General features: G+C 62.7%; 14 protein-coding genes. 4 read left to right on the top strand and 10 right to left on the bottom strand.

Annotation, left to right across the window (positions count from 1 at the left end; all coding sequences use genetic code 11):
* Positions 1–56: 56 nt before the first annotated feature.
* The 6 genes from N688_RS00135 to N688_RS00110 form a co-directional block, all read right to left on the bottom strand.
* Positions 57–2129, bottom strand: a complete 2073-nt coding sequence (locus N688_RS00135; protein WP_052887390.1) for a bifunctional rhamnulose-1-phosphate aldolase/short-chain dehydrogenase — start codon at positions 2127–2129, stop codon at positions 57–59.
* Between the two features lie 87 nt (positions 2130–2216).
* Positions 2217–3446, bottom strand: a complete 1230-nt coding sequence (gene rhaI, locus N688_RS00130; RefSeq protein WP_052887389.1) for an L-rhamnose isomerase — start codon at positions 3444–3446, stop codon at positions 2217–2219.
* Positions 3447–3671: 225 nt separating this feature from the next.
* On the bottom strand, positions 3672–4658 hold the full coding sequence (rhaS, locus tag N688_RS00125; protein WP_052891306.1) for a rhamnose ABC transporter substrate-binding protein: 987 nt from the start codon (positions 4656–4658) through the stop codon (positions 3672–3674).
* A gap of 198 nt (positions 4659–4856) precedes the next feature.
* Positions 4857–6008: an ABC transporter permease gene (locus tag N688_RS00120; RefSeq protein WP_081838334.1), complete on the bottom strand. Its 1152-nt coding sequence runs from the start codon at positions 6006–6008 to the stop codon at positions 4857–4859.
* On the bottom strand, positions 6005–7045 hold the full coding sequence (locus N688_RS00115) for an ABC transporter permease (RefSeq protein ID WP_052887388.1): 1041 nt from the start codon (positions 7043–7045) through the stop codon (positions 6005–6007). Before N688_RS00115 ends, N688_RS00120 begins: the two co-directional genes overlap by 4 nt.
* 13 nt (positions 7046–7058) lie before the next feature.
* Positions 7059–8582 (bottom strand): sugar ABC transporter ATP-binding protein, encoded by a 1524-nt coding sequence (locus N688_RS00110; RefSeq protein ID WP_052887387.1) that lies wholly within the window; start codon positions 8580–8582, stop codon positions 7059–7061.
* 572 nt (positions 8583–9154) lie between these two features.
* On the opposite strand from N688_RS00110, the gene N688_RS00105 reads away from it, so the two are divergent.
* Positions 9155–10219 (top strand): LacI family DNA-binding transcriptional regulator, encoded by a 1065-nt coding sequence (locus N688_RS00105; RefSeq protein WP_052887386.1) that lies wholly within the window; start codon positions 9155–9157, stop codon positions 10217–10219.
* Between the two features lie 74 nt (positions 10220–10293).
* On the opposite strand, the gene N688_RS00100 is transcribed toward N688_RS00105, so the two are convergent.
* A complete protein-coding gene (locus tag N688_RS00100; protein WP_052887385.1) occupies positions 10294–11469 on the bottom strand; it encodes an aminotransferase class I/II-fold pyridoxal phosphate-dependent enzyme in 1176 nt (391 codons plus the stop codon).
* A 227-nt stretch (positions 11470–11696) separates the two neighbouring features.
* Between N688_RS00100 and N688_RS00095 the strand changes: the two genes are divergently transcribed.
* Positions 11697–12227, top strand: coding sequence for a protein-tyrosine phosphatase family protein (locus N688_RS00095; protein ID WP_081838333.1), 531 nt, complete (start codon positions 11697–11699; stop codon positions 12225–12227).
* Between the two features lie 76 nt (positions 12228–12303).
* On the opposite strand, the gene N688_RS00090 is transcribed toward N688_RS00095, so the two are convergent.
* Both N688_RS00090 and N688_RS00085 read right to left on the bottom strand, forming a co-directional pair.
* Positions 12304–13914 (bottom strand): amidohydrolase, encoded by a 1611-nt coding sequence (locus N688_RS00090; protein ID WP_052887383.1) that lies wholly within the window; start codon positions 13912–13914, stop codon positions 12304–12306.
* A gap of 2 nt (positions 13915–13916) precedes the next feature.
* Positions 13917–14993 (bottom strand): methyltransferase, encoded by a 1077-nt coding sequence (locus N688_RS00085; RefSeq protein WP_162179461.1) that lies wholly within the window; start codon positions 14991–14993, stop codon positions 13917–13919.
* 4 nt (positions 14994–14997) lie between these two features.
* Between N688_RS00085 and N688_RS00080 the strand changes: the two genes are divergently transcribed.
* Positions 14998–15666 (top strand): transaldolase family protein, encoded by a 669-nt coding sequence (locus tag N688_RS00080; protein WP_052887381.1) that lies wholly within the window; start codon positions 14998–15000, stop codon positions 15664–15666.
* A gap of 405 nt (positions 15667–16071) precedes the next feature.
* Here N688_RS00080 and N688_RS00075 read toward each other — a convergent pair whose 3' ends face one another.
* Positions 16072–17760 carry a DUF4129 domain-containing protein gene (locus N688_RS00075; protein ID WP_052887380.1) on the bottom strand — a complete coding sequence of 563 codons (1689 nt, stop codon included), beginning with the start codon at positions 17758–17760 and terminating at the stop codon, positions 16072–16074.
* Between the two features lie 363 nt (positions 17761–18123).
* Between N688_RS00075 and N688_RS00070 the strand changes: the two genes are divergently transcribed.
* Positions 18124–20826 carry a type ISP restriction/modification enzyme gene (locus tag N688_RS00070; RefSeq protein WP_052887379.1) on the top strand — a complete coding sequence of 901 codons (2703 nt, stop codon included), beginning with the start codon at positions 18124–18126 and terminating at the stop codon, positions 20824–20826.
* Positions 20827–21333: the final 507 nt, after the last annotated feature.

Below are 21333 nucleotides of genomic sequence, written 5' to 3'. Positions count from 1 at the left end.
GTTCCTCTCTCTCTCGCTCTGCTCGTTCTTGCACCAGGTCTCAATCTGAGCAGGCGCTAGCGCAGGTAGGCAGCCGGTACGCCTCCATCGACGGTGAGGGCGCTGCCAGTGGTCTTGGAGGAGCGATCTGAGGCATAAAAGAGTACGGCCTCGGCGACGTCCTCCGGGAAGACATTGACCTTGAGGGTGGTGCGCTGGCGATAGTAGTCTTCTAGCTGCTCGGGAGCGATGCCATAGGCGTGGGCCCGTTCCTCACGCCAGGCACTGCTCCAGATGCCGGAGCCGCGCAGCACTGCATCGGGCATGACAACATTCACTCGCACCCCAAGCAGTCCACCCTCTTCGGCCAGGCAGCGCGCAAGATGTTGCTCGGCAGCCTTGGCAGCGCTGTAGGCGCTGTTTTCTTTGCCGGCTACGACGGCATTTTTGGAGGTGATGAAAATCAAGCTGCCGCCGATGCCTTGCTCCTGCCAGAGGCGGAAGGCAGCACGCGCTACCAGGAAGTAGCCCTGGACCAGCACATCAAAGACCTTGCGCCAGTCCTGCAGGCGCGTTTCGGTCAGGGGGGCCGCGGTGGCAAAGCCGGCGTTACTGACGACGATATCCAGCCCTCCATAGGCGCGTACAGTGGCAGCGAAGGCAGCGGCGACCTGCTCTTCGTCGCTGACATCGCAGGGGCAGGCGATGGCCCGCCCCGGGCCGTACTGCCGGACAATGGCGTCGGCGCTCTCTTGAGCACTTTGCGGGTTGAGATCAAGGATGGCTACATGGGCCCCTTCAGCAGCCAGGCGCAGAGCCGTGGCGCGCCCAATGCCGCTGCCACCTCCGGTCACCAGGGCGATGCGCCCGGCCAGCTCTTTCTCAGGTGGGCGGCGCGTCAGCTTGTAGAGTTCCAGCGGCCAGTACTCGATGTCGTAGGCTTCCCGCTCAGAGAGCGGGGTAAAGCGGTCCAGGCTTTCGCAGGAGCGCATCACGGCCACCGCGCGCTGATAGAGGTCACGGGCCACTCCGGCCATCTGGGCATCGCGTCCACTGGCAATGATGCCGAGATGGGGTACGACCACGATGCGTGGATTGGCGTGCTGCAGGACGTCGCCCGGATGATGCCATTCTTCAAAGTAGCGCTGGTAGTTGCGGCGGAAGGCCGCGATTTCTTCGCGCAGGGCGTCTGTGAGAGCGTCGAGACCCTGAGCCGGTTCCCAGGGCACCCAGACCGGCCAGTGGCGCGTGTGCACCAGGTGATCAGGACAGGCGGAGCCGCGACGGGCGACCTCGCGCGCCTCGGGAGAGCTGGCGAAGGTCAGGGCCTCCTCGCCGCTATCGACGGTCAGAACCATTCGCTGCGGCTGGCTGAGCTGGCCGCGCAGGCCGGGTAAGATGCTCGTCAGCAGCTGCTCGCGCTCGGCGGCGCTCAGCCCCGGCTGGCCGACCAGAAGCGTGCTTCGCCCGCGGCGCTGACGCTCGGCAGCGACGAAGTCTTCGGCCTCCTGCACCACACGCAGGGTCTGCCCATAGCAGGCGCGGGCGCTGTCGCCCCAGGTCACCAGGCCATGCTTTTCGAGAATGACCAGCTCGACCTCGGGATTGGCCCGCACCGCCTGGGCAACCTGCCTGGCGAGGGTGAAGCCTGGACGGATATAAGGAATCCAGGCCATGCGCCGGCCAAAGACCGCCTCGGCCAGGCGGCGCCCGTTCTGGGCATTGGCGAAGGCCAGGATGGCGTCGGGATGGGTATGATCGACGTGGGCAAAGGGCAGGAAGGCATGCAGCAGAGTCTCAATCGAGGGCCGTGGGCGCCCTGGCTCAGCAATACAATGGAGCAGATAGGCCACCATCTCTTCATCGCTGAGGGCCTCGCGCTCTTCTAATGGCAGCACGTCGTCCAGACGCAGCGGCACAAAGTCGGCCCTTGTCATGGTCGCCAGGTCGGAACCACTGCCCTTGACCCACATGATGCGCGTGGGTCGTCCGCGGAAATCTGGCTGAGTCAGCTTGACAGAAGTATTGCCCCCACCCCAGTTGGCCAGGCTGCGATCGCGACCCAGCAGATGCGAGCGATAGAGCAGCAGCACGACCTCGTCCGCCTCTTGCCCTTGAATGTCGTCATCGCGCCAGAAATTGCGCGGCATAGCGTTGTCTCCCCTTTCCAAAGCCAAACAAGACAAGAATGCGCCCTGAGAGCAGCAACCCAGGCAACAAATAGACCAGCCTGACCATCAGGCACCTGGATAGCCGCTCGCTCCGCTCCTGCTGGCCGGGCGCGCCCGCGCCACCTCGTCGGCATAGCCGCTGCGACGGAAAGCGGCAATGGGGTCGGGATCAAGACCCATCTCCTCGCGGGCCTGCGCCAGCAGAGGACGGACATCAGTCTCAAAAGCATCCCGCAGCACCCGGTAGGCTCCAAGCACATCCCCCGCCGCCTGAGCCTCAGCCAGACGCTGGCGATCAACCAGCAAAGCGCGAGCGTAGGCGCTCTGAATATGGAGGACCGACTGAATCATGGCCTCGATCTTGGGTTCAATATTGTGCGACTGATCGATCATGTAATCGATGCGCGGGGCCTGGGGCTGACTGGCGACGGCAACCAGCTCATTGAAGACTAGAAACAGCTCAAACGGATGCTGGGAGCCGACAATCAGGTCATCATCGGCATAGCGCCGATCGTTGAAATGGAAGCCGCCCAGGATGCCCTCGTCTAGAAGAAAAGCCACAATATGGGCCAGATTGGTTCCCTGGGGATGATGCCCGGTATCGACCAGGACACGCGCCTGCGGCCCGAGCTTGCGCGCCAGAGTATAGGCCATGCCCCAATCAGCCAGATCGGTGTGATAGAAAGCCGGCTCAAAAAACTTATATTCGATCAAGAGACGCATACCGGGAGCTAAGGCAGCATAGATCTCAGTCAGCGTCTCTTCCAGGCGGCGCTTACGGGCCCGCAGATCATCCTGACCAGGGTAGTTGGTGCCGTCAGCCAGCCAGAGGCTGATCGTGTCTGACTCCACCTCACGCGCGATTTGAATGCATTCGAGCACATGTTTCACAGCACGCTGGCGCACCGCGGGATCAGGATGGCAGAGACTGCCAAAGCGATACTCCTCATCCTGGAACAGATTGGGATTGACGGCCCCGATGCGCACGCCTAGCTCGGCGGCATCGGCTTTGACTGCCGCCCAGTCGTCTTCTTTATCCCAGGGAATATGAATGGCAACCCGCGGGCAGACCCCCGTCAGGCGATGGACCAGGGCCGCATCGGCCAGCTTTTCGCGTAAATTGCGGGCCGCCCCAGGCCAATGGAAGACCTTAAAACGGGTCCCTGAGTCGCCGTAGCCCCAGGAAGGCGTCTCGATGGTAAAGCCTTTGATAGCCTCCAGCACATGGCGCCGCTCCGGTGCCTCGTTGGCGAGCTGAGCGCGGCCTGTGGTCGGCTGATCCTGTTCCTGCTTCAAGCGAAGAACCTCCTTCACATCGCTACACAGCACTGCATTAGGAATACTGAGAGGGGAACACACGAGCGCGCCTCACCCCTGGCCTGGGGCTGGCGCGGCGAGCCGCGGGGCGGGACCCGCGGGCACCAGGCTGCTCCGCCGGCCAGCTCGACCAGGTCCAGGCCAGATCAGAGCGGGCGTCGCAGCCTACGCAGTCCAGGATGTGCAGCGACGCCCTCGGTAGCTTCAGAAGTTGAACTGATCGATGTTGTCCTTGTTAAAGACCGTCGGAGGACCGAGCAAGACCACATTGTTGGAGCCGATGGTCTTTGTGCCGAGCTTGCCAGCATCGAAGCTCTCGCCGGGCTTCCCCGTGATCTTGCCCTCCACCAGGGCCGCTGCCGCATAGTAGGCCAGGTAGCCCAAATCAGCAGGGTTCCACAGAGCAAACTCCGGGCACGTCCCATCCTTGACATACTTGCGCATCAGATTCGGCGTCCCCAGCCCAGTCAGCATGACCTTGCCTCCCTTGCCCACCGATTCGATCGCGCGCGCCGCCGCAGCCAGGCCCACCGTTGTCGGCGAAATGATCCCCTTGAGGTTGGGATAAGCCTGTAGCAGCCCCAGGGTCTCCTGGAAACTCTTCTGGTCATCATCATTACCGTACGCAATCTTGACCAGATGCATATTCTTGTACTGGGGTTTCGTCAGCTCATCCTTCATGTACCCAATCCAGGTATTCTGGTTGGTGGCCGTGCTAGCCGCCGAGAGGATAGCGATATCGCCGCTATAGTTGATCAGCTTCCCCAGAATCTGGACCTCGATCCGCCCGATATCCTCAGAATTGGCCTGATTCACAAAGATCTGACGCGCATCGGGAGCGACGTCTGAGTCATAGCTGACCACCTTAATCCCCTGCTGCATCGCGCGCTTGAGAGCCGGCGCCAGGGCGTTGGGATCGTTGGCCGAGACCACAATAGCGCTCACATGCTGCTCCGTCAGCGTGTTAATAAACGGCACCTGTGCCGCTGCGCTATTCTCCGTCGGACCAACCTGCTTGAACTGCCCCTTCAGCTCTGAGGCAGCCTGCTTGCCGCCGTTGGCCGCGGTATCGAAATAGGGATTGTTGATTGCCTTGGGGAGAAAGGCAATATTGAGCGAAGCAGAGCCTCCGCCCGAGCTGCCACTCCCGCTACTGCTGCTGCCACCGCAGGCAGCCAGCATCAGCAGCATTGCTACAGACAGAGCGCTGAGCAGTGTGCGCAACAGCGTCTTCACTGTTTTCCTCCTCCTTACCAACGCTCCCACAAGCGGAGCGTCCTGGTGTGGTAGTGGTGATGACAACCAAGACATCTATCCCGAGACAGGGCAGAGCACCACCTCAGACGAGGGCCGAGTCAGCGCCGGACCAGCCCGATCAGGCCAGACGAGCTAGCGGCGCTGTCCTCCCTCGCGGGCAGCAGCCCCTGTCTCTTCAGGCGCAGAGCGCGCGCTGGGAGCCAGCCCGCCAGCAGGCCCATCAGCAGCCGCGTGTCTGCGCGAGGCCGCCTCTTGCAAACGCCGGACCGCATTAGGTCCCAGCACCGAAAGAATGAGTAGCGCGCCCACGGCAATATTCTGGATATCGCCGCTGATATCCGCCAGGCCCAGCGCATTACGCAACACCCCAATGATCAGGAGCGAGAGCACCACGCCGGGCAGACTGCCACTGCCACCGAAGATATTCACGCCACCTAGCAGAACAATCGTCACCACATCCAACTCAAAGCCGAGGGCGTTATCAGCACGCGCGTTGGAGAAACGCGCCGTGAAGACCACACCGGCCAGGGCCGCTATCAGGCCCGAGAGGACAAAGAGCAGCAACTTGATATGCTCAACGCGGATGCCGGCAAAGCGAGCCGCTTCCTTGTTACTGCCAATGGCATAGATCTGCCGCCCCAACGTACTGCGATGCAAGAGCAAGGAGAAGAGCAGCGCCAAGGCCACGAAGAGGACGAACGGCCAGGGGATCAACGTGCCCGGGACCGTGCCAAAGCCAAAGTTTGTGAAGGCCGACGGGAAATTGCTCACCGCCTGGTCGCCCATCACCACGTAGGCCAGGCCGCGAAAGAGAGCCAGCGTCCCTAACGTGACCACCAGGGACGGCAGGCCAAGGCGAGTGACCGCCAGGCCATTGACGAGGCCGCAAAGGGCCCCAATCAACAAGACCAGGACGATGGCCAGACCCAGCGGCACGCCGTGGCTCCAGGTATAGCCAAGCACAACACTGGCCAGCCCGAGAATCGAGGCCACCGAGAGATCGATCTCGCCAGCGATGACGATCAGCGTCATGGTCAGGGCCATCAGAGCCTTTTCCATCATGTCGCTGATCAGCAGCGAGAAGTTGGACAGGCTCAGAAAATAAGGCGAGAGCGTACTCCCTAGCGCCAGAGAGAGCACCAGCAGCACTAGCAGCAGGGCCTCCCATGAACGTACCCAGGCCGGGAGGCGAGCCAGACCCCCCGCCGAGGCCGAGGGAGCAGCCGCAGAGGAGGCCTCGAGACCGAGCACAGGCCGCTTCTTGACTTCGGATGAATCGCTCATCGTTGCCTCCCACCGAGCAGGCGGCGCTGGAGCCAGCGCGTAATCAGGGCATCCAGCGTCACCGCCGCCAGAATAGCGGCGCCATCGATCGCCTGCAGCCAGAACTGCGATAGCCTTAGCAAGGTCAAAGCATCATCGATCGTCCCGAGCACGATCGCGCCCAGCATCGCCCCCAGGATGGTCCCGGAGCCACCAAAGATATTCACCCCCCCGACAACGACCGCGGCGATCACCTGTAGCTCCAGACCGTTGGCCGCGCCCGAGTCGACCGTCGCAAAGCGCGCCCCCCAGAGCACTCCCGCGAAGCCGCTCAAGAGGCCACAGAGCAGAAAGGTCAGGAAAATCAAACGCTCACTGCGCAAGCCAGCCAGGCGCGCCGCCTCGGGATTGCTCCCCAGGGCATACAGCTCGCGACCGGTGCGGGTGGCCCGCAGCAGATAGGCAAAGAGCAGCGCGATGGCCGCCGCAAAGACGATCAGGGCCGGGATACCCACAATATGGGTAGTGGCCAGGGAGAGGAAGCTATCGGGCACGTCGTAAGCGCTCACCTGCGTTCCCCCGGCGACATACGAGTCCAGGCCGCGGTAGAGATAGAGCGTCCCCAGCGTTGCCACGATAGCTGGCACCCGTCCCAGTGCCACAATCAGGCCATTGACCGCTCCCAGTACGGCCCCCAGGAGACAGCCGAGCAAGACAATCAGGATCACTGGCGTCTGCGGATGGTTCTTCAGGACGTCGGCGCAGACAAAGGCGGTCAGGCCGACGGTCGAGCCAACCGAGAGGTCCACATTGCGCGTCAGGATCACCATTGTCTCGCCGACCGCGACAATGGCCAGGATGGCGATCGAGAGCAGGATCTGCTCGAAATTGCCCGGCGTCAGGAAACGGGGAGTTTGCAGGCCGACCAGGGCAATAATGACGAGGAGCACGACGATCAGGCCCAGCTCTCGCACGCGGCCCACCAGGGCGACCAGGCGCTTGCCGCCAGGACGCGCGCGCCAGCGCGACTCCTCAACATGGGTCGTTGTTGTGCTCATGCCCTTACCTCGCTCAGCTGCTCTGTCTGTTCTGTCCCGTTGCTGCCAGCATGACTTTCTCCTGATCGGCCTCAGCGCGGCTGAACAGCCCACTGACGCGGCCCTCGTGCATGACGAGCACCCGATCCGACATGGCCAGAATCTCTGGCAGCTCACTGGAGATCAGGAGGATGGCCAGACCACGCGCGGCTAACTCGGAGATGATACGATGGACCTCGGCCTTGGCGCCAATATCGATGCCGCGCGTTGGCTCATCAAGAATGAGGATGCGTGGCTCGGTCGCCAGCCATTTGCCCAAGACCACCTTCTGCTGATTGCCACCCGAGAGGGCACGCACCGGCTGAGTCAGGCGCCCACCTCGCACACGCAGGCGTTCCGCGTAGTCAGCGGCGATCTTCAGTTCCTGGCGCGATCTGATCAGAGAGAAGCGCGCGACGCGCTGCAAAATAGAAAGGGTCATGTTTCTGGCAATGGAGAAATCGAGGACGAGGCCCTGCTGATGGCGATCTTCGGGAACGTAGGCGATGCCATAGCGCATGGCATCGCGCGGCGAGTGAATGCTGACCGGGCGCCCGTCAACCAGAATTTGGCCGCTCTCGGCCTGATCGATGCCGAAGAGTACCCGTGCTACCTCGGTACGGCCCGCCCCGACCAGGCCGGCCAGCCCGAGGATCTCGCCACGTCGCAGCTGGAAGCTCACGTCGCGGAAGACACCAGCACGGGTCAAATGACGCACCTCCAGCACTACTTCGCCGATCGCCGCCTCCTCCTTGGGGAAGAGGGCCGCTAGCTCTCGCCCCACCATGTGGCGCACGGTCTCTTCAGCGGTCAGCGCCCGGGCCGGAGCTGTGATGACGCGCTGCCCATCACGCAAAACCGTCACGCGGCTGGCCAGACGGAAAACCTCCTCCAGGCGATGGCTGACAAAGAGGATTGCCACCTGCCGCGCCCGCAACTGCTCGACGATGGCGAAGAGATCCTCGACCTCGCGCGGCGAGAGCGACGCCGTCGGCTCATCCATGATCAAGACACGAGCATCCTGCGATAAGGCTCGCGCGATCTCCACCAACTGCCGATCAGCCACCGAGAGACCCCGCACCGGCAGATAGACATTCAGCTCAACGCCCAGCGACTGCAGCAGCTGCTCTACTTCGTGATACATGCGGCGCCAATCGATGCGCCCCAGGCGATCACGCGGTTGGTGGCCCATGAAGACGTTCTCGGCCACGTCCAAATCGGGGAAAAGGGTCGGTTCCTGATGAATGACAGCGATGCCAGCGGCCTGGGCCTGCGCAGGACTGCGCAGCTCGACCGCCTCGCCGTTGATTTTGAGGAGACCACGATCGGGGCGGTGCACGCCTGCCAGAATCTTCACCAGCGTGCTTTTGCCAGCACCATTTTCGCCTACCAGAGCATGAACCTCGCCCGCATAGAGGCTCAAGTCCACCTCTTTGAGGGCCTGAATGGCGCCAAAGCGCTTGCTAACGCCGACCAGCTCAATCACGGGCACCGCCGCCTGCGGCGCGGCAACTTCCATAGTTCCCCCTGGTGAGTGTCCTTCGCTGACGATCAGTTCTCCACTCGCTCCGCCGATCAGTCCGACGATCAGGCAATCGGCCAGTCAGTGAGCCTGGTCATTGGCCCACTCTGGCCGGGGTATATGGGCCGGCTGCCAATTGAAACGTTTCAATGTTGAGAGTATAATCGAGGCCGGCCCGATTGTCAAGGGGAAGCGCACCCTTGTTTGTCGGACGCGCGGCAGAAAGATGGCCACCAGGGGAATGGCCAGGTAGATAGCCAGAGGGCAGACAATTGTGGCATACTATCTTGTGATGCAGTCAGGTCAGCCAGCAGAGGAAGAGGCTTCAGCGGCGTTCCTGACTGCCAGCCCCCAGGAGGGCAGGTCGAGGTCTTTCTTCCTTTTGGAGACCTCGACTCGACCGGGATCACAGAGCGAAGAGACCCCACCCCAGCGCGCAGGGGTCGCCTGGGCTTGTGAGGAGCGACGGCCAGACGGCCTGCGGCATCGGGGGTTTGCCTTATCATGATTATTACTACCATCTTGCTTTCATTCCTGATGAATCTCGCTTCTGTCTACGGAGTGCGTGCATGCCAAGTATTCGTGAGGTAGCCGAGCGGGCTGGCGTCTCGCTCGGGACCGTCTCTAACGTCCTGAACCATCCCGAGCTAGTAGCAGAAGAGACCAGGCAGCGTGTGCAGCGCATCATTGATGAGCTGGGCTTTGTTCGCAATGGCTCGGCGCGTCAGCTCCGCGCTGGGCGCAGCCTCTATATTGGCCTGGTAGTGCTCGACGTGGCGAATCCCTTCTTTACCGAAGTAGCACGTGGTGTCGAGGACGTAGCCAGTGAGGCTGGCTATGTTGTCATTCTCTGCAATTCAGACGATTCGTCCGAGCGCGAGGCCCATTATCTGCGTGTGTTGGAAGAGCAGCGCGCCCACGGGGTGCTGATCACTCCTGTGCTTGATGATCCCACCCATCTTTATCGCCTGCGCAAGCGCGGCATCTCTGTGGTCCTGCTAGATCGCCCGAGTCGGCAGCCCGATCTGTGCTCGGTGGCCGTCGACGATGTGCACGGGGGCGAGTTGGCAGCAGAGCATCTGCTGGCCCAAGGACACGAGCGCATTGCCTTTGTGAACGGTCCGCACTCGATTCGCCAATGCGCCGACCGTCTGGAGGGTGTACAGCGGGCAGTGCGTGCGACGGGCGCTGACCCGGCCCAGGTGGTCTTAGAGGTGGCCAGGCCCTTCTTGAATGCCCGGGAGGGAGAGCGCGCCGTCGAGCAGATTCTGAGCGTGAGCGAGGCTGAGCGCCCAACAGCGATTTTCTGCGCTAACGATCTGCTGGCCCTGGGAGTCATGCGCGGCCTCACCAGGCGCGGCTTTGCGATCCCGCGCGACTTTGCGCTCGTCGGCTACGACGATGTTGATTTTGCCGGCATGCTCTCGACGCCGCTGACCTCGGTGCGCCAGCCCAAGTATCAGCTTGGCCGCAGCGCTGCCGAGCTGCTCCTGGATGAGGCCGATCATCCTTCGACCCACGAGCACCGCCAACTGACTTACCAGCCCGAGCTGATCGTGCGCGAATCTAGCAGCTACCGTCGTCCGCAGCGCTCCCGCTTGACGCGACCGCCTGTCTCTCCCGCCTCCCCCTGAGCGCCTGTCTGCCTCTCTCCCTGCCTCGCCTTGTCCTCTGTTCCCTGCTCCCCTCCCCCGTCTGCTTCTCTCTCTTAACGCTGCCTGGTGGCCACTCTCGCCAGGCGCTCGCCTGCTTGCAGTAAGGTCTCGTCGTTCTTGCAGAAGGAGAAGCGTAGATAGTTGCGACCGATGTGGGCGTGTTCAGGACAATAGAAGGTCTCAGGAGGAATACCAGCGACGCCGATTTCGCTGATGAGATAGCGCGCGAATTCGAGCGGGGTGCCATCGAAGACCGAGGAGAAGTCGGCCAGCACAAAGTAGGTGCCTTCGGGTACCCGATAGGGAAGGCCCGCGGCATCAAGAGCCTGCAGGAGCAGCTGACGCTTGTGCTCGTACAGATCCTTCAGGCCGCGATAATAGCTATCTGGCAGGCTCAGGGCGTAGGCAATGGCTTCTTGCGTGGGATGGTGGACGGCGAAGGTGATGAACTGATGGGCCTGGGCGACGCCGTCGACGAGGTCTGGATGGCCGTAGACCCAGCCGATCTTCCAGCCGGTCGCACTGAAAGCTTTGCCAGAGCTGCTGACCGTCACGGTGCGTTCGAACATGCCAGGCAGGGTGGCGATGGGAATATGACGCGCCTCGTCGAAGACCAGGTGTTCGTAGACCTCGTCGGCGATCACGCAGACATCGTGTTCAACACAGAGTTCGGCGATGCAGGTTAGCTCTTCGCGTGTGAAGACACGCCCACAGGGATTATGCGGTGTATTGAGGATGAGAGCGCGGGTCTTGCGCGTGAAGGCGGCGCGCAGCTCCTCGGGATCGAAGGCCCACTGAGGTGGATGCAGTGGGACATAGACGGGCGTGGCGCCGGCCATGAGGATATTGGGTACATAGGAATCGTAGAATGGCTCGATGACAATGACCTCATCGCCGGGATCAACCAGGCCCAAGACGGCGGCAAAGATTCCTTCGGTAGCACCCGCCGTCACGATGACGCCGCGCTCAGGGTCAATCTCCAGGTCATAGAAACGCGCCGCGTGGGCAGCCACGGCGCGGCGCAGTGAGGCCGTGCCCGGTCCCGGGGCGTACTGGTTGTACTGGCCGGCCTGTAAGGCCGTCACGAGGCTGGCGATGATGTCGGGAGGAGTATCGAAATCCGGTTTCCCTTGCCCCAGATTGAGGGCGTTGTGCTGCTGCGCCAGGACGTTGATCTCCGTAAAAATAGTGGTCCCAAAGCTCGCTACACGCCGAGCAGCAGTAGCCATGCCTGTATGCTCCTCAAAAAGAGTTGATCAGTTGAGACTATTATACCTCTCTGGTATACTCCGAGTATACGCCACCCTGGGGGAGAGAGGCGAGTGCTCTCGAGCCTGACCTGAACCCGCCTCATCGGGGCAGCCTGGCGTCCGGGAGTTGATTCTTCTGTCTGGGTCGTATCCTGTCTGTTCGATCTGGCTAGCCTGGTATCTGGTAGGAAGTCAAACGGAGCAAGATGGCTGTGGTGAGAGGATTGTACACCGTTGACTTGGTGAAGGATCGGCGTCTGAGCATCATGGGCCATCCAGCGGGCGGCGCGCTGCTGGAGCAGGCCATCAAGATGCTGCGCAGCGCGGGCGTCGATGTGCTGGTTTCGCTGCTGACCGGCGAGGAGATCGAAGAGATCGGTCTGCAGCGCGAGGCGCAGACCTGCCGGGAGCAGGGGCTACGCTATTTCCATTTCCCGATCGCCGATCTGCAGGGGCCGCCGCTGGATGGCCCCATTCAGGACCTGCTGAGCGAGCTGTATGGCCTGCTGAGCTCCGGCCACCATATCGCTATCCACTGCCGTCTCGGCATCGGGCGCTCGGCGATGATCGCCGCCGCCCTGCTGGTACGCGCCGGCTACTCGGTGCCGCTGGCCGTGGGCCTGCTATCCTCGGCCCGTGGCTGCTTTGTGCCGCAGACGCCGACGCAACTAGAATGGATCGAGGCCCTGGAGCGCTCCTATCGTCAGCAGGGCCTGCCTTTCCTCGACGATGCCTGAGCCGAGCGGGGTTGAGCTGCGCCTGGACTGGCGCCAGGGAGAGCAGTGCTCTGGCCAGCAGGGCCAGGGTCCAGGGCTAGACTTCGCCGTAGACCGGCAGGCCGCCAACAATGGTGGCCTGGATGCCATTGCTGACGAGGCGCTCGGGCGGAATCTGGAAGGGATCTTCTGGCAAGACCACGGCGTCCCCGAACTTGCCGACGCTGAGCGAGCCTTTGTCATCTGCTTCAGCCCCGGCATAGGCCGCCCCAAGGGTGTAGCCATAGAGGGCCGCGCTCAGCGGCAGGGCCTGCTCCGGCAGCCAGGAGGGGCGCCCGCTTCCGGGATCGGTGCGCTGGACGGCGGCATAGATGATGCGCAGCGGATCAAATAGCTCGACGGGAGCATCTGAGCCAAGGGCAAGCGGGATACCTCGCTCGTTCATAGTACGATAGGCATAGGCGTGCCGGTGACGCGCACCCCAGTAGCGTTCGGCGATGTCTCGATCGGCCACGGCATGGTAGGGCTGCACGGAGGCGATTACTCCCAGACGGTGCATCCGCTCCAGGTCGCTGGGGTGAATAAGCTGAACATGCTCCAGACGATAGCGCAGTCGCCTGCCCATGCTCCGGCCCTGCTCGGCGAGATGACGCTGAGCCAGCTCGATGGCGTCCAGCGCCACACGCGCTGCGCGATCGCCAATAGCGTGGATAGCAATGATCAGATCCAGCTCGCTGGCCTCCCTGACCAGGGTCCGCATCTGTTCCTCGGGCGTAGCCAGAATCCCATAGTTTGAGGGGCTACCCTCGTAGCTTTCGAGCATGGCAGCGGTCTGCGAGCCAAGAGTACCATCGGCGAAGATCTTAATCCCGCCAATACGCAAGAGGGCATCCTCTTCGTCTGCCTTGAGCAGACCAGCCCGCAGCTCGGGCAAGGGATGGCGCTGAAGGATCATGCGCACGCGCAGGGGCAGCCGGCCCGCCGTGCGCAGGGAGGCTAGCAGCTCGTAAACCGCGCGATCCTCGATGTCGTGGATGGCTGTAATGCCCGAGCGCAGGAGCGCTGCAAAGGTTTCCTCCAGCAGTTGGCGGGCCAGCGAGGGAGAGGGTGCAGAAATGAGTCGCGCGACCAGTTCCATTGCTGCCCCTTCTTGCAAGATGCCGGTCGGCTGGCCACTGCCATCGCGCAGAATGGCGCCGCCGGGCGGATCAGGCGTCTCGGCGCTGATGCCCGCTCGTTCCAGGGCCAGCGAATTCACCCAGAGCAGATGGCCGTCCTTGCTCCAGAGAGCCACTGGATGGCCGGGGGCCGCTGCATCGAGCACCTCTCTGGTGGGAAAAGCGCGCGCCGGCCAGCGATTGCGATCCCAGTGGCTGCCAACGACCCATTCGCCGACGGGCGTGCGAGCCGCGCGCTCGCGCACCAGCTGCGCCACCTCGTCGGCGCTATTGCACGTCGCCGCATCGATGTCATGGGCCCGGTAAGCCGTGGCCAGCAGATGGATATGAGCATCGATGAAGCCCGGCAGCACGGTCTTGCCGCGCAGGTCGAACAGCTCGGCCTGGGTCCCAGCGGCCCGCCGAACCTCTTCATTGTCTCCAACCGCTACAATACGCCCGCTCTCGCGCTCGACAGCCAGGGCCTGAGCCCGGGGGAGGGCCGCGTCCATCGTATAGAGATTGCCGTTGAGATAGGCGATGTGGCTCATGCTCAGCGCCATCCTTTATAGGGTTGGGTTAGCGCCTCAGCACGCTCGCTGCGCCGTCCTGGGCGCAGGGGCGAGGTAGCGCGCAGCACTTTATAACGACTATTGCCGCCCACCTCCTGCACGTCCTCAAAGCACTCCTCCAGCACCGGCTCGTACTTCAAGAAGCGATTGGCCACCAGGTAGAAACGTCCACGCCGATGGTGCAGGAGGCGAGCACTTTCGCGAATAAAGCGTTCGCCGACAGCCTTCGTATTCACTCCCCAGATATGGAAAGGAGGATTGGTCGCGATCAGACTGAAGCGCTGCCCACTCACAGCGCTGGTGGCATCGCTGGCCAGGGCCTGGGCATTGCTCAGCCCCTGTTCCTGCAGCCGCTGCTGCGCCAGAGCCACCGCCGCCAGGCTGGCATCAACCAGGGTGACGCTGCCTTTGCGGGCGCGCTCGGCAATATGGAGGCCAATATAACCGGCGCCACAACCCAGGTCGAGCGCCACATCGGTCACGTAGACCTCCAGCGAGTCGAGCAAGAGGCGCGTCCCTTCGTCCAGCTCACCCCCGGCAAAGACCTCGCGCTGCGGCCAGACCGGCGGCTCCGCAGGCAAAGGCATCCCGGCGCTCTTCTCCGCCGCTACCACACGCCAGCCCTTGCTGATCTCCACCGTCTCCAGATTGCCAAAGTACTCGCGCATCCGCCGCGCAATCGAGAGGATACCCCGATCCTTGGCACCGGTCACATAGAGACGCCCACCGGGCTTGAGAGCGTAGCGCGCCGCCTCTAGTCCGTAGTAGACCCAGGCTTTAGAGGGCTGATACAGCAGATTCATGACCGCTACATCTATGGTATTCGGTGGAGTTTCTCGCGTATACTCATGGAAAGGAATATGTTGTAACTGGCTGCGGGCAAGGGCAGCGTACGCTTGTTCAAGGGCGCCGACGTTGTCTTCTGCCAGGATGATTCGCCCACGGCTGAGCTGACGCGCGGCCACCTGGACAAAGGGGTCCGCCGCTGAATTCAAGATCAGTAAGCGCTGCTCAGCATGCAAAGGAACGTTGTCAGCTAAGAGTTGAGGATGGAGCATACGCATGGCCCTCTACGTTGATACTGCTTTCATAGATGATATCACGAATGTGGCCCGCACGGTACCTTTGTCCGGCGCGACCACTAATCCAACGCTGCTGCTGGCTGCCCGCGAGCGCGGTCAGCAGCTCTCGCCTCGCCAGGTGCTGGAGGCGCTGCTCGAGGCCCTCAGTGGTCATGTCTTCATGCAGCCCGGCGCCAGCGAGGAAGAAGAGATGTATCGTGAGGCCCTCAGCTATATCGAGATGGCCCCCGAGCGCGTTATTCCTAAAATCCCTATGAATCAGGTGGGAATGCGCGTGGCTCGCCGCCTGAGTAGCCAGGGCTACGCGCTGGCCTTTACTGCCGTCACCACCGTGCCCCAGACCTATTGCGCTCTTCAGGTGCGCGCCGACTTCGTTATTCCTTACTACAACCGCCTGGAACGCTCCGGGATCGATGCCTCCACCCGTATCGCTCAGATGGCTACACTCTGCCGCTCTCAAGAGCCTGTGACTACGCGCGTGCTGGTGGCAAGCATTAAGACGCCCGAGGAGGCCGCCCGCGCCCTGCTAGCCGGCGCTCACGATCTGACCGCTCCCCCCCAGGTACTGCTCGATTTGATCAGCGATCCCCTCAGCGAGGAGGCCATCCAGCGCTTCAATCGCGACTGGGAGAAGATGAACAAACTGTAATCGTTGACGCTCCGCCAGCACGCGCTTTCGATGAAATATTGTTCATAGCTCAGCCCCCCACGTTCATGCGATTGTCATCCGAGCGCGCTATTATGTAGGCGTAACAAGCTTCAGAGAACGGTTCCGCGGGCGCGAGGCACACGTGGGGGGGATAGTAGAGAAACGGGACTCCTGGGGTCAGGTAACGTGGCAGGGTGGCACGTCTCTCTGGGCAGTTCTCCGTCATCTCACTACTACTACTTGCTCGACACGGATCGGCGCAACGTGGTGAGGGTGGTTACTTCGGAAGCCTGAAGGGCGCCTCCCCTTCAGGCTTTTTTTCGTCCCGCCTTCTCTCTCTCCTGTCCCAGCCCGTCTTCGGCCCATTCTCCAGGCTGCCCGCCCTGCTGCCGATCTCCCCATCCCTCAAAATCGGCGCCGGCGCCAGCGATTGCGCACCTCTTCCCAGCAAGCTCGGAGCTGAGCCATCCGCGCGGCCCCAGGCTCCTGTCCACCATAGCGCGACGCCAGATAAGCCCCCGTGAGCAGCCCCAGGCGCGGATCAGCCAGAGGAGTCCTGGCCTCCAGACGCTGCCGATACTCCAGGGGCGTCTCGCTGGGCAGGCGCGGATACCCTTGCTGCTGGGCCTCCTCCAAAAAGGCCCGATAGATGGCGCGCATGCTCGCCAGGCTCCTCGTCGCTGCGTGTCGCGTCCCTCGCCTCAACAGCCAGCGGGCTTCGACGCTCTGCTGCCCGTGGATAAGAGCATCTCTCAACTTCTTTGGCAGGATTTGCAGCAATTCCCAGATCTGATGCCAGAAAAGGGCCGTAGACCATAGGCTCTCGTGACGTTCCTCAAGCTCCCCTCGCTCATAGAGTCGCACTCGTCGCTGGCGCAAGGTTCTCCCGATCAGTCGAACACAGCCAGCTACGATCAGGAACAAGACGAGTAGCACCAGGAGGCGACTGACCAGCAGCAGGCCCACTGGCAGGCTTGCGTCCTCTCCTGGTGGTCTCACATCCGGCTGGCCCGGCCCTCGCGGTGGATGGATGACCAGCTCTGACGTTTGAAAATGGAGGGCCTGCAGCAGCCAGACCAGCGGCGTGAGCAACCAGACAATGAGCTGCGCGAGGCCGCGCACGAGCCAATCATACGGCATCGAGAGAAAGGCCAGTCCACGACGGAGTACCTCAAAGAGACTGGCCCCCGCCAGCGCAGCAACCGCCAGACTGAGGAGCACGATGAGCAGACCCAGGCCCAGGAAGAGAAGCAGGATGGCTTGCTCTTGTTCCTGAGCGCTGCCCTCCAGGCCAAAAGGATGGAGGCGGCGCTCCGCAATGCCCTGCGCCAGGGCCTGCGCCAGGAGTGCGCAATAGATAAAGAGCGGGATGAGCAAGAAGAAGACCACCGTACCCGCACTGACCAGGCTCTGGTCAGCGTCACTGCCGTGACCGAGATGAATGAGCATCGCCAGGAGCAGCAGCAGGCCGCTCCCGATGAAGGCCCAGCGCACCAGCGCTGGCTCTGCCTCTTGACGTGCGCGTTTCGCCCCTCGCCAGACCAGCAGCGCCGTGCAAAGGAGAATGGCCACGCAGCGATAGGCGGCAGGTCGTAGAGCAAGGAGGTCATTGCCCAGTGCGAGCAGCCAGGCTGGATGATAGAGGGGAAAGGCCGCAGCATAGTTGTCGAGCCAGCAGAAATAAAGGGTGCTGGCAATCAGCAAGCCGACGATGAGACCTCTGCCCGGCAGCGGCTCGCCAGGGCGGTCGAATTCGTCGAGCGGCGGCGTGCGGCGTACAAGACGTAGCTCACTCCAGCGCGTGAGCCAGAGAGGAGCCGCGGCGAGCGGGAAGAGCGCCCAGAGGGGCAACAGTGGAAATGGACTCATGAGGAAATGCAGCTCAGCCAGCGCCTGGAGCCAGGCGGCCAGGGCGCAGACCTCAAGGGCCAGGCAAAGATAAGCGATCAGGCGCTCGCCGGTTGTACGTACGCCTGGTAGATAGGCAGTACTCTGGGAGAGACGCCTGCGGCGCCGCCGCTCCGCGAGCGCAATACGCACTAACAGATCATCTGGCGGCTGGCGCCCCTCATCCAATGGGTCCTTCTGGCCCACGCCTCTTCTCCCTCGCTGCAGGCCGCCTCGGCCTACGATGTGCTCCGCTCTGCAAGAGCGAGTCGCCACCTTGGCGAGAGCGACACCATCACCTCTGAAGCATTTCCCAGGTATTGTAGCGCGCGGGAGGAGGAAGCTGCAAGATGCCCCCCTTCCTCTTCTCACCTCGTCGCTCGCCTCGATCTGACTGACTGACTGACTGACTATGCCCCCCAGCTAAGCGCCAGATCGTTCTATAATCTTAGAGAAGCATGCCAATATAGCAGTTCAGGCGCCAGGCTCGGTCGTGAATCGCCAGGCCAGCGCCCAGCAGCAGTCTCAGAGCCAGGTGTCCCCCATCAGCAGGAGCGGAAGAGAAGAACGATGCCACCCCAGGTGTTGCCGTCAGCAGCGGAGCTGGTCGCCGCTTCATCAGGTCCCCAGCGACGCCAGCCAGCGATCGTACGCCAGTGCAATCGCCTGGCAAAGCAGCTGGCCATTCTGGCCGCGAGTTGTGTGCGCCCTCTCTGTGAGCAGGCCGTCCAGGCGGGCCAGTGGGACTCTCTCGCCGAACCGACAGGGTCAGCTCTCCCTCCCGAGGAGAGCGTCGACCTCTACACGCAAGGCCTCTGCTGTCTGGCCCTGACCGCCGCTCTGGCCAGATCGATCAGCAAGCGCGAGTCCGAGTGCGAACAAAACGGGTTGCCCCTTGTGCTCTCCTGGCTGCCGCTCTCGCTACAGGACCCCTTTAGACAGCTGCTGCTGGCCCCGACGCTGGCCAAGACCATCGCCGAGCTGCAGGAGCTGAGTGCAGCCGCTCTCTCCCTGTCGGCAGGCGAGCAACTGGCGCCGCAGGCCACGGCGCCAATGGTGCAAGCGCTACAGCAAGATCCACTCATCTACTGCCATGAGCAGTTTCTGCGTCACTACCGTCCCAGCCTGCGCAACGCCGGCAGCATCTATGCCACACCAGTGCCAGTAATCTCCTACATGGTGCGCAGCGTCGACCTCGTACTGAAAGAAGCCTTCGCCCTCCGCCAGGGCCTGGTCGAGCTTGGCAGCTTCGAGGTCATCGATCCTGCGGTTGGTAGCGGCGCCTTCCTGCAGGGCCTGATTGAGTTTCTCTATAGCCAGTTCTGCCTGTTGGGCGAGCTGGAACGCTGGCCGCGCTTTGTAGTTGAGCAGCTCTTGCCCAACCTGCGTGGCTATGAACTCCTGCCGGCTCCCTGGCTGGTAGCCCACCTGAGCCTTGGTCTCAAGCTGGCCGCCTGCGGCTACGATCTGCGCCAGCGGCCTGGCCACCTCAGCCTTGCCCTCGGGGACGGCCTGCTCTGGCTGGCCCGCGAACCAGCCCATACCGGCCTGCCCGTGCTCATCGGCAACCCTCCCTATGGGAACTTCGGACGCCCCACGCGCTACCCCTGGCTGCGCCTGCTGCTGCAAGACTACAAGCGTGACCTGGGCGAACGCAAACTGAACCTGGACGATGACTTCATCAAATTTATGCGCTGCGCTCAGTGGTATATCGAGCAAGCGGGCTGCGGTTTGCTGGCCTTCATCACCAGCCATACCTACCTTGACGGCCTGACCCATCGCCGCATGCGCGAGAGTCTGCTCGCCAGCTTTGATGAAATCTACCTGCTTGACCTGCACGGTAACAGCCAGCGAGCGACCCCAGCCGGGGAGACAGGGCCCGACGAGAACGTTTTTCCCATCCGTCAGGGTGTGGCCATCGGCTTTTTTGTCCGGCGCCGGGACCCTGGCCGCTGTCGGCAGGCTGCACCCAGACGGGCGACTGTCCACTACGCGACCCTGCGGGGTAGCCGCTGCGAGAAATACGCCCATCTGGAGAGGATGGACCTGGCAAGCACCCCCTGGCAACGCCTGCAGCCGCAGCCCCGCCTCTACTTCTTTGTACCGCGCATCCTGACCCGCCAGGCCGAATGGGAGCGCTACCCAGCACTGCCAGAGATCTTCCCGCTTTACGGTACGGGGATCAAAACCCACCTCGACGCCGTACTCGTTGGTCCTTCCGACGAAGCCATCGCCAGCCAGATCGCCGCCTATCTGGCCGAGCACGGCCAGGAAGAGCAGGCCCAGGGGACGAGAGCAGCCTCCGAGGAGAGGCGACGCGGCACGCCGCAGCACAAGGCCCGGCTCCTGCGCCAGCTCAGTGGGCTGCCACCCCAGCAGCTCTACCGCGACTACGCTTATCGCCCCTTCGACACGCGCCGCATCGCCTACTGGCCACCCGCCATCGAGGCCGGCGACCACCGCTTTGCCTTGATGCGCCACGCCCTCCAGCCCAATATCCTACTGGTCACAACGCGCCAGCTGAGCCAGGGCAGTTTCCAGCACGTCTTCGTCAGCAAGGACCTCACCGACATGTGCCTGCTTTCAAGCGCAACCCGCGAATGCGCCTACGTTTTCCCCCTCTACCTGCTCGAGGAGGAGACGGAGGAAGGGGCAGGCGCGGAAGCAGGAACGCGAGCGCGAGCAGCGCGCCCCAATCTGGCCCCCACTTTCATCGCCGCTCTGGCGAGCCGCCTCAACCTGCGCTTCGTGCCCTGGGGAAGCGGCGACCTGCTCAGCAGCTTTGGACCCGAGGCCGTGCTGGCCTATCTGTATGCCATCCTCCATGCGCCCATCTACCGTCAGCGTTACAGCGAGCAGCTCAGCAGCGACTTTCCCCGCTGTCCTCTGCCAGCGCATCGCATCAGCTTTCGCCTGCTCTCTCGCATCGGCAGCCGCCTGCTCAGGCTCCACCTGCAGACCAGCCTTCCCCATCCCGCGGCCTATGTTTTGCCTCCCTCCCAGACCACGCGCCTGCGGATCGAGTTCGTGCACTACACAGCGGACGGACGGCTCTGGTTAAACGCCCATCAGGCGCTGGAGGGGCTGCCGCCCGAGTGCTGGCGTTTCCGCATTGGGCACTATCAGATTAGCGCGCGCTGGCTACAGGAGCGCCTTGGGCAGGAGCTGACCGCCGCTGAGTACGAGCGCTATCGCCTGCTCCTGGCCATTCTCACCGAGACGCAGGAGCTGATGGCCCAAAGCAGCAGCGCTCTGGAAGCCTTGCTTTCCTGAAAGAGCACAGAGATACGTAAGGGGAGAGAGATGGACACCCGGAGAAGCCAGCCAGGAAGGACGCCTTTAGCCTTGGAGAGCTGCTCCAGCCAGTGGCCAGAGCCGGAAGCGGAGCCAGACAGAAGGTCCTACTGCTTGAGCAAAAATCCACGCTGGCACGTCTAAAGACAGTGGCAGAGTGCTATAATTATACGGGCATCTACCACCCAGTCCACTCAGGTGGAGTCAAAGGTACCTGCTCGCTGAGCCAGTGACTCGCTCAACGAGCGGAGCGAGTGGAGAGAGATTTTGCGCGGCCTGGAGCCGGAGCTAGCATAGCAGCGAGGCCCAGCGGTAGCCGAACCATTTCGTTCTGCTCTGCTCCGCTCCGCTCCGCCGGCTAGGCTCCAGCCAGCGCTTCAGCCCCGATAAGATCGGGAGCAAATGAGGTCGCCACGCCAGCGGGTCGAGAAGTGCTCGCGACCGCTCCCCAAGCGAGCGGTTTGCTCTCCGCCACGGGCGGGGGCA

Origin of the sequence: Thermogemmatispora carboxidivorans (genome assembly GCF_000702505.1) — a bacterium.
In the GTDB taxonomy this organism is placed as follows: domain Bacteria; phylum Chloroflexota; class Ktedonobacteria; order Ktedonobacterales; family Ktedonobacteraceae; genus Thermogemmatispora; species Thermogemmatispora carboxidivorans.
The sequence above is the reverse complement of the archived record's forward strand: the minus strand, read 5'-3'. Positions and strand labels throughout refer to the sequence as shown.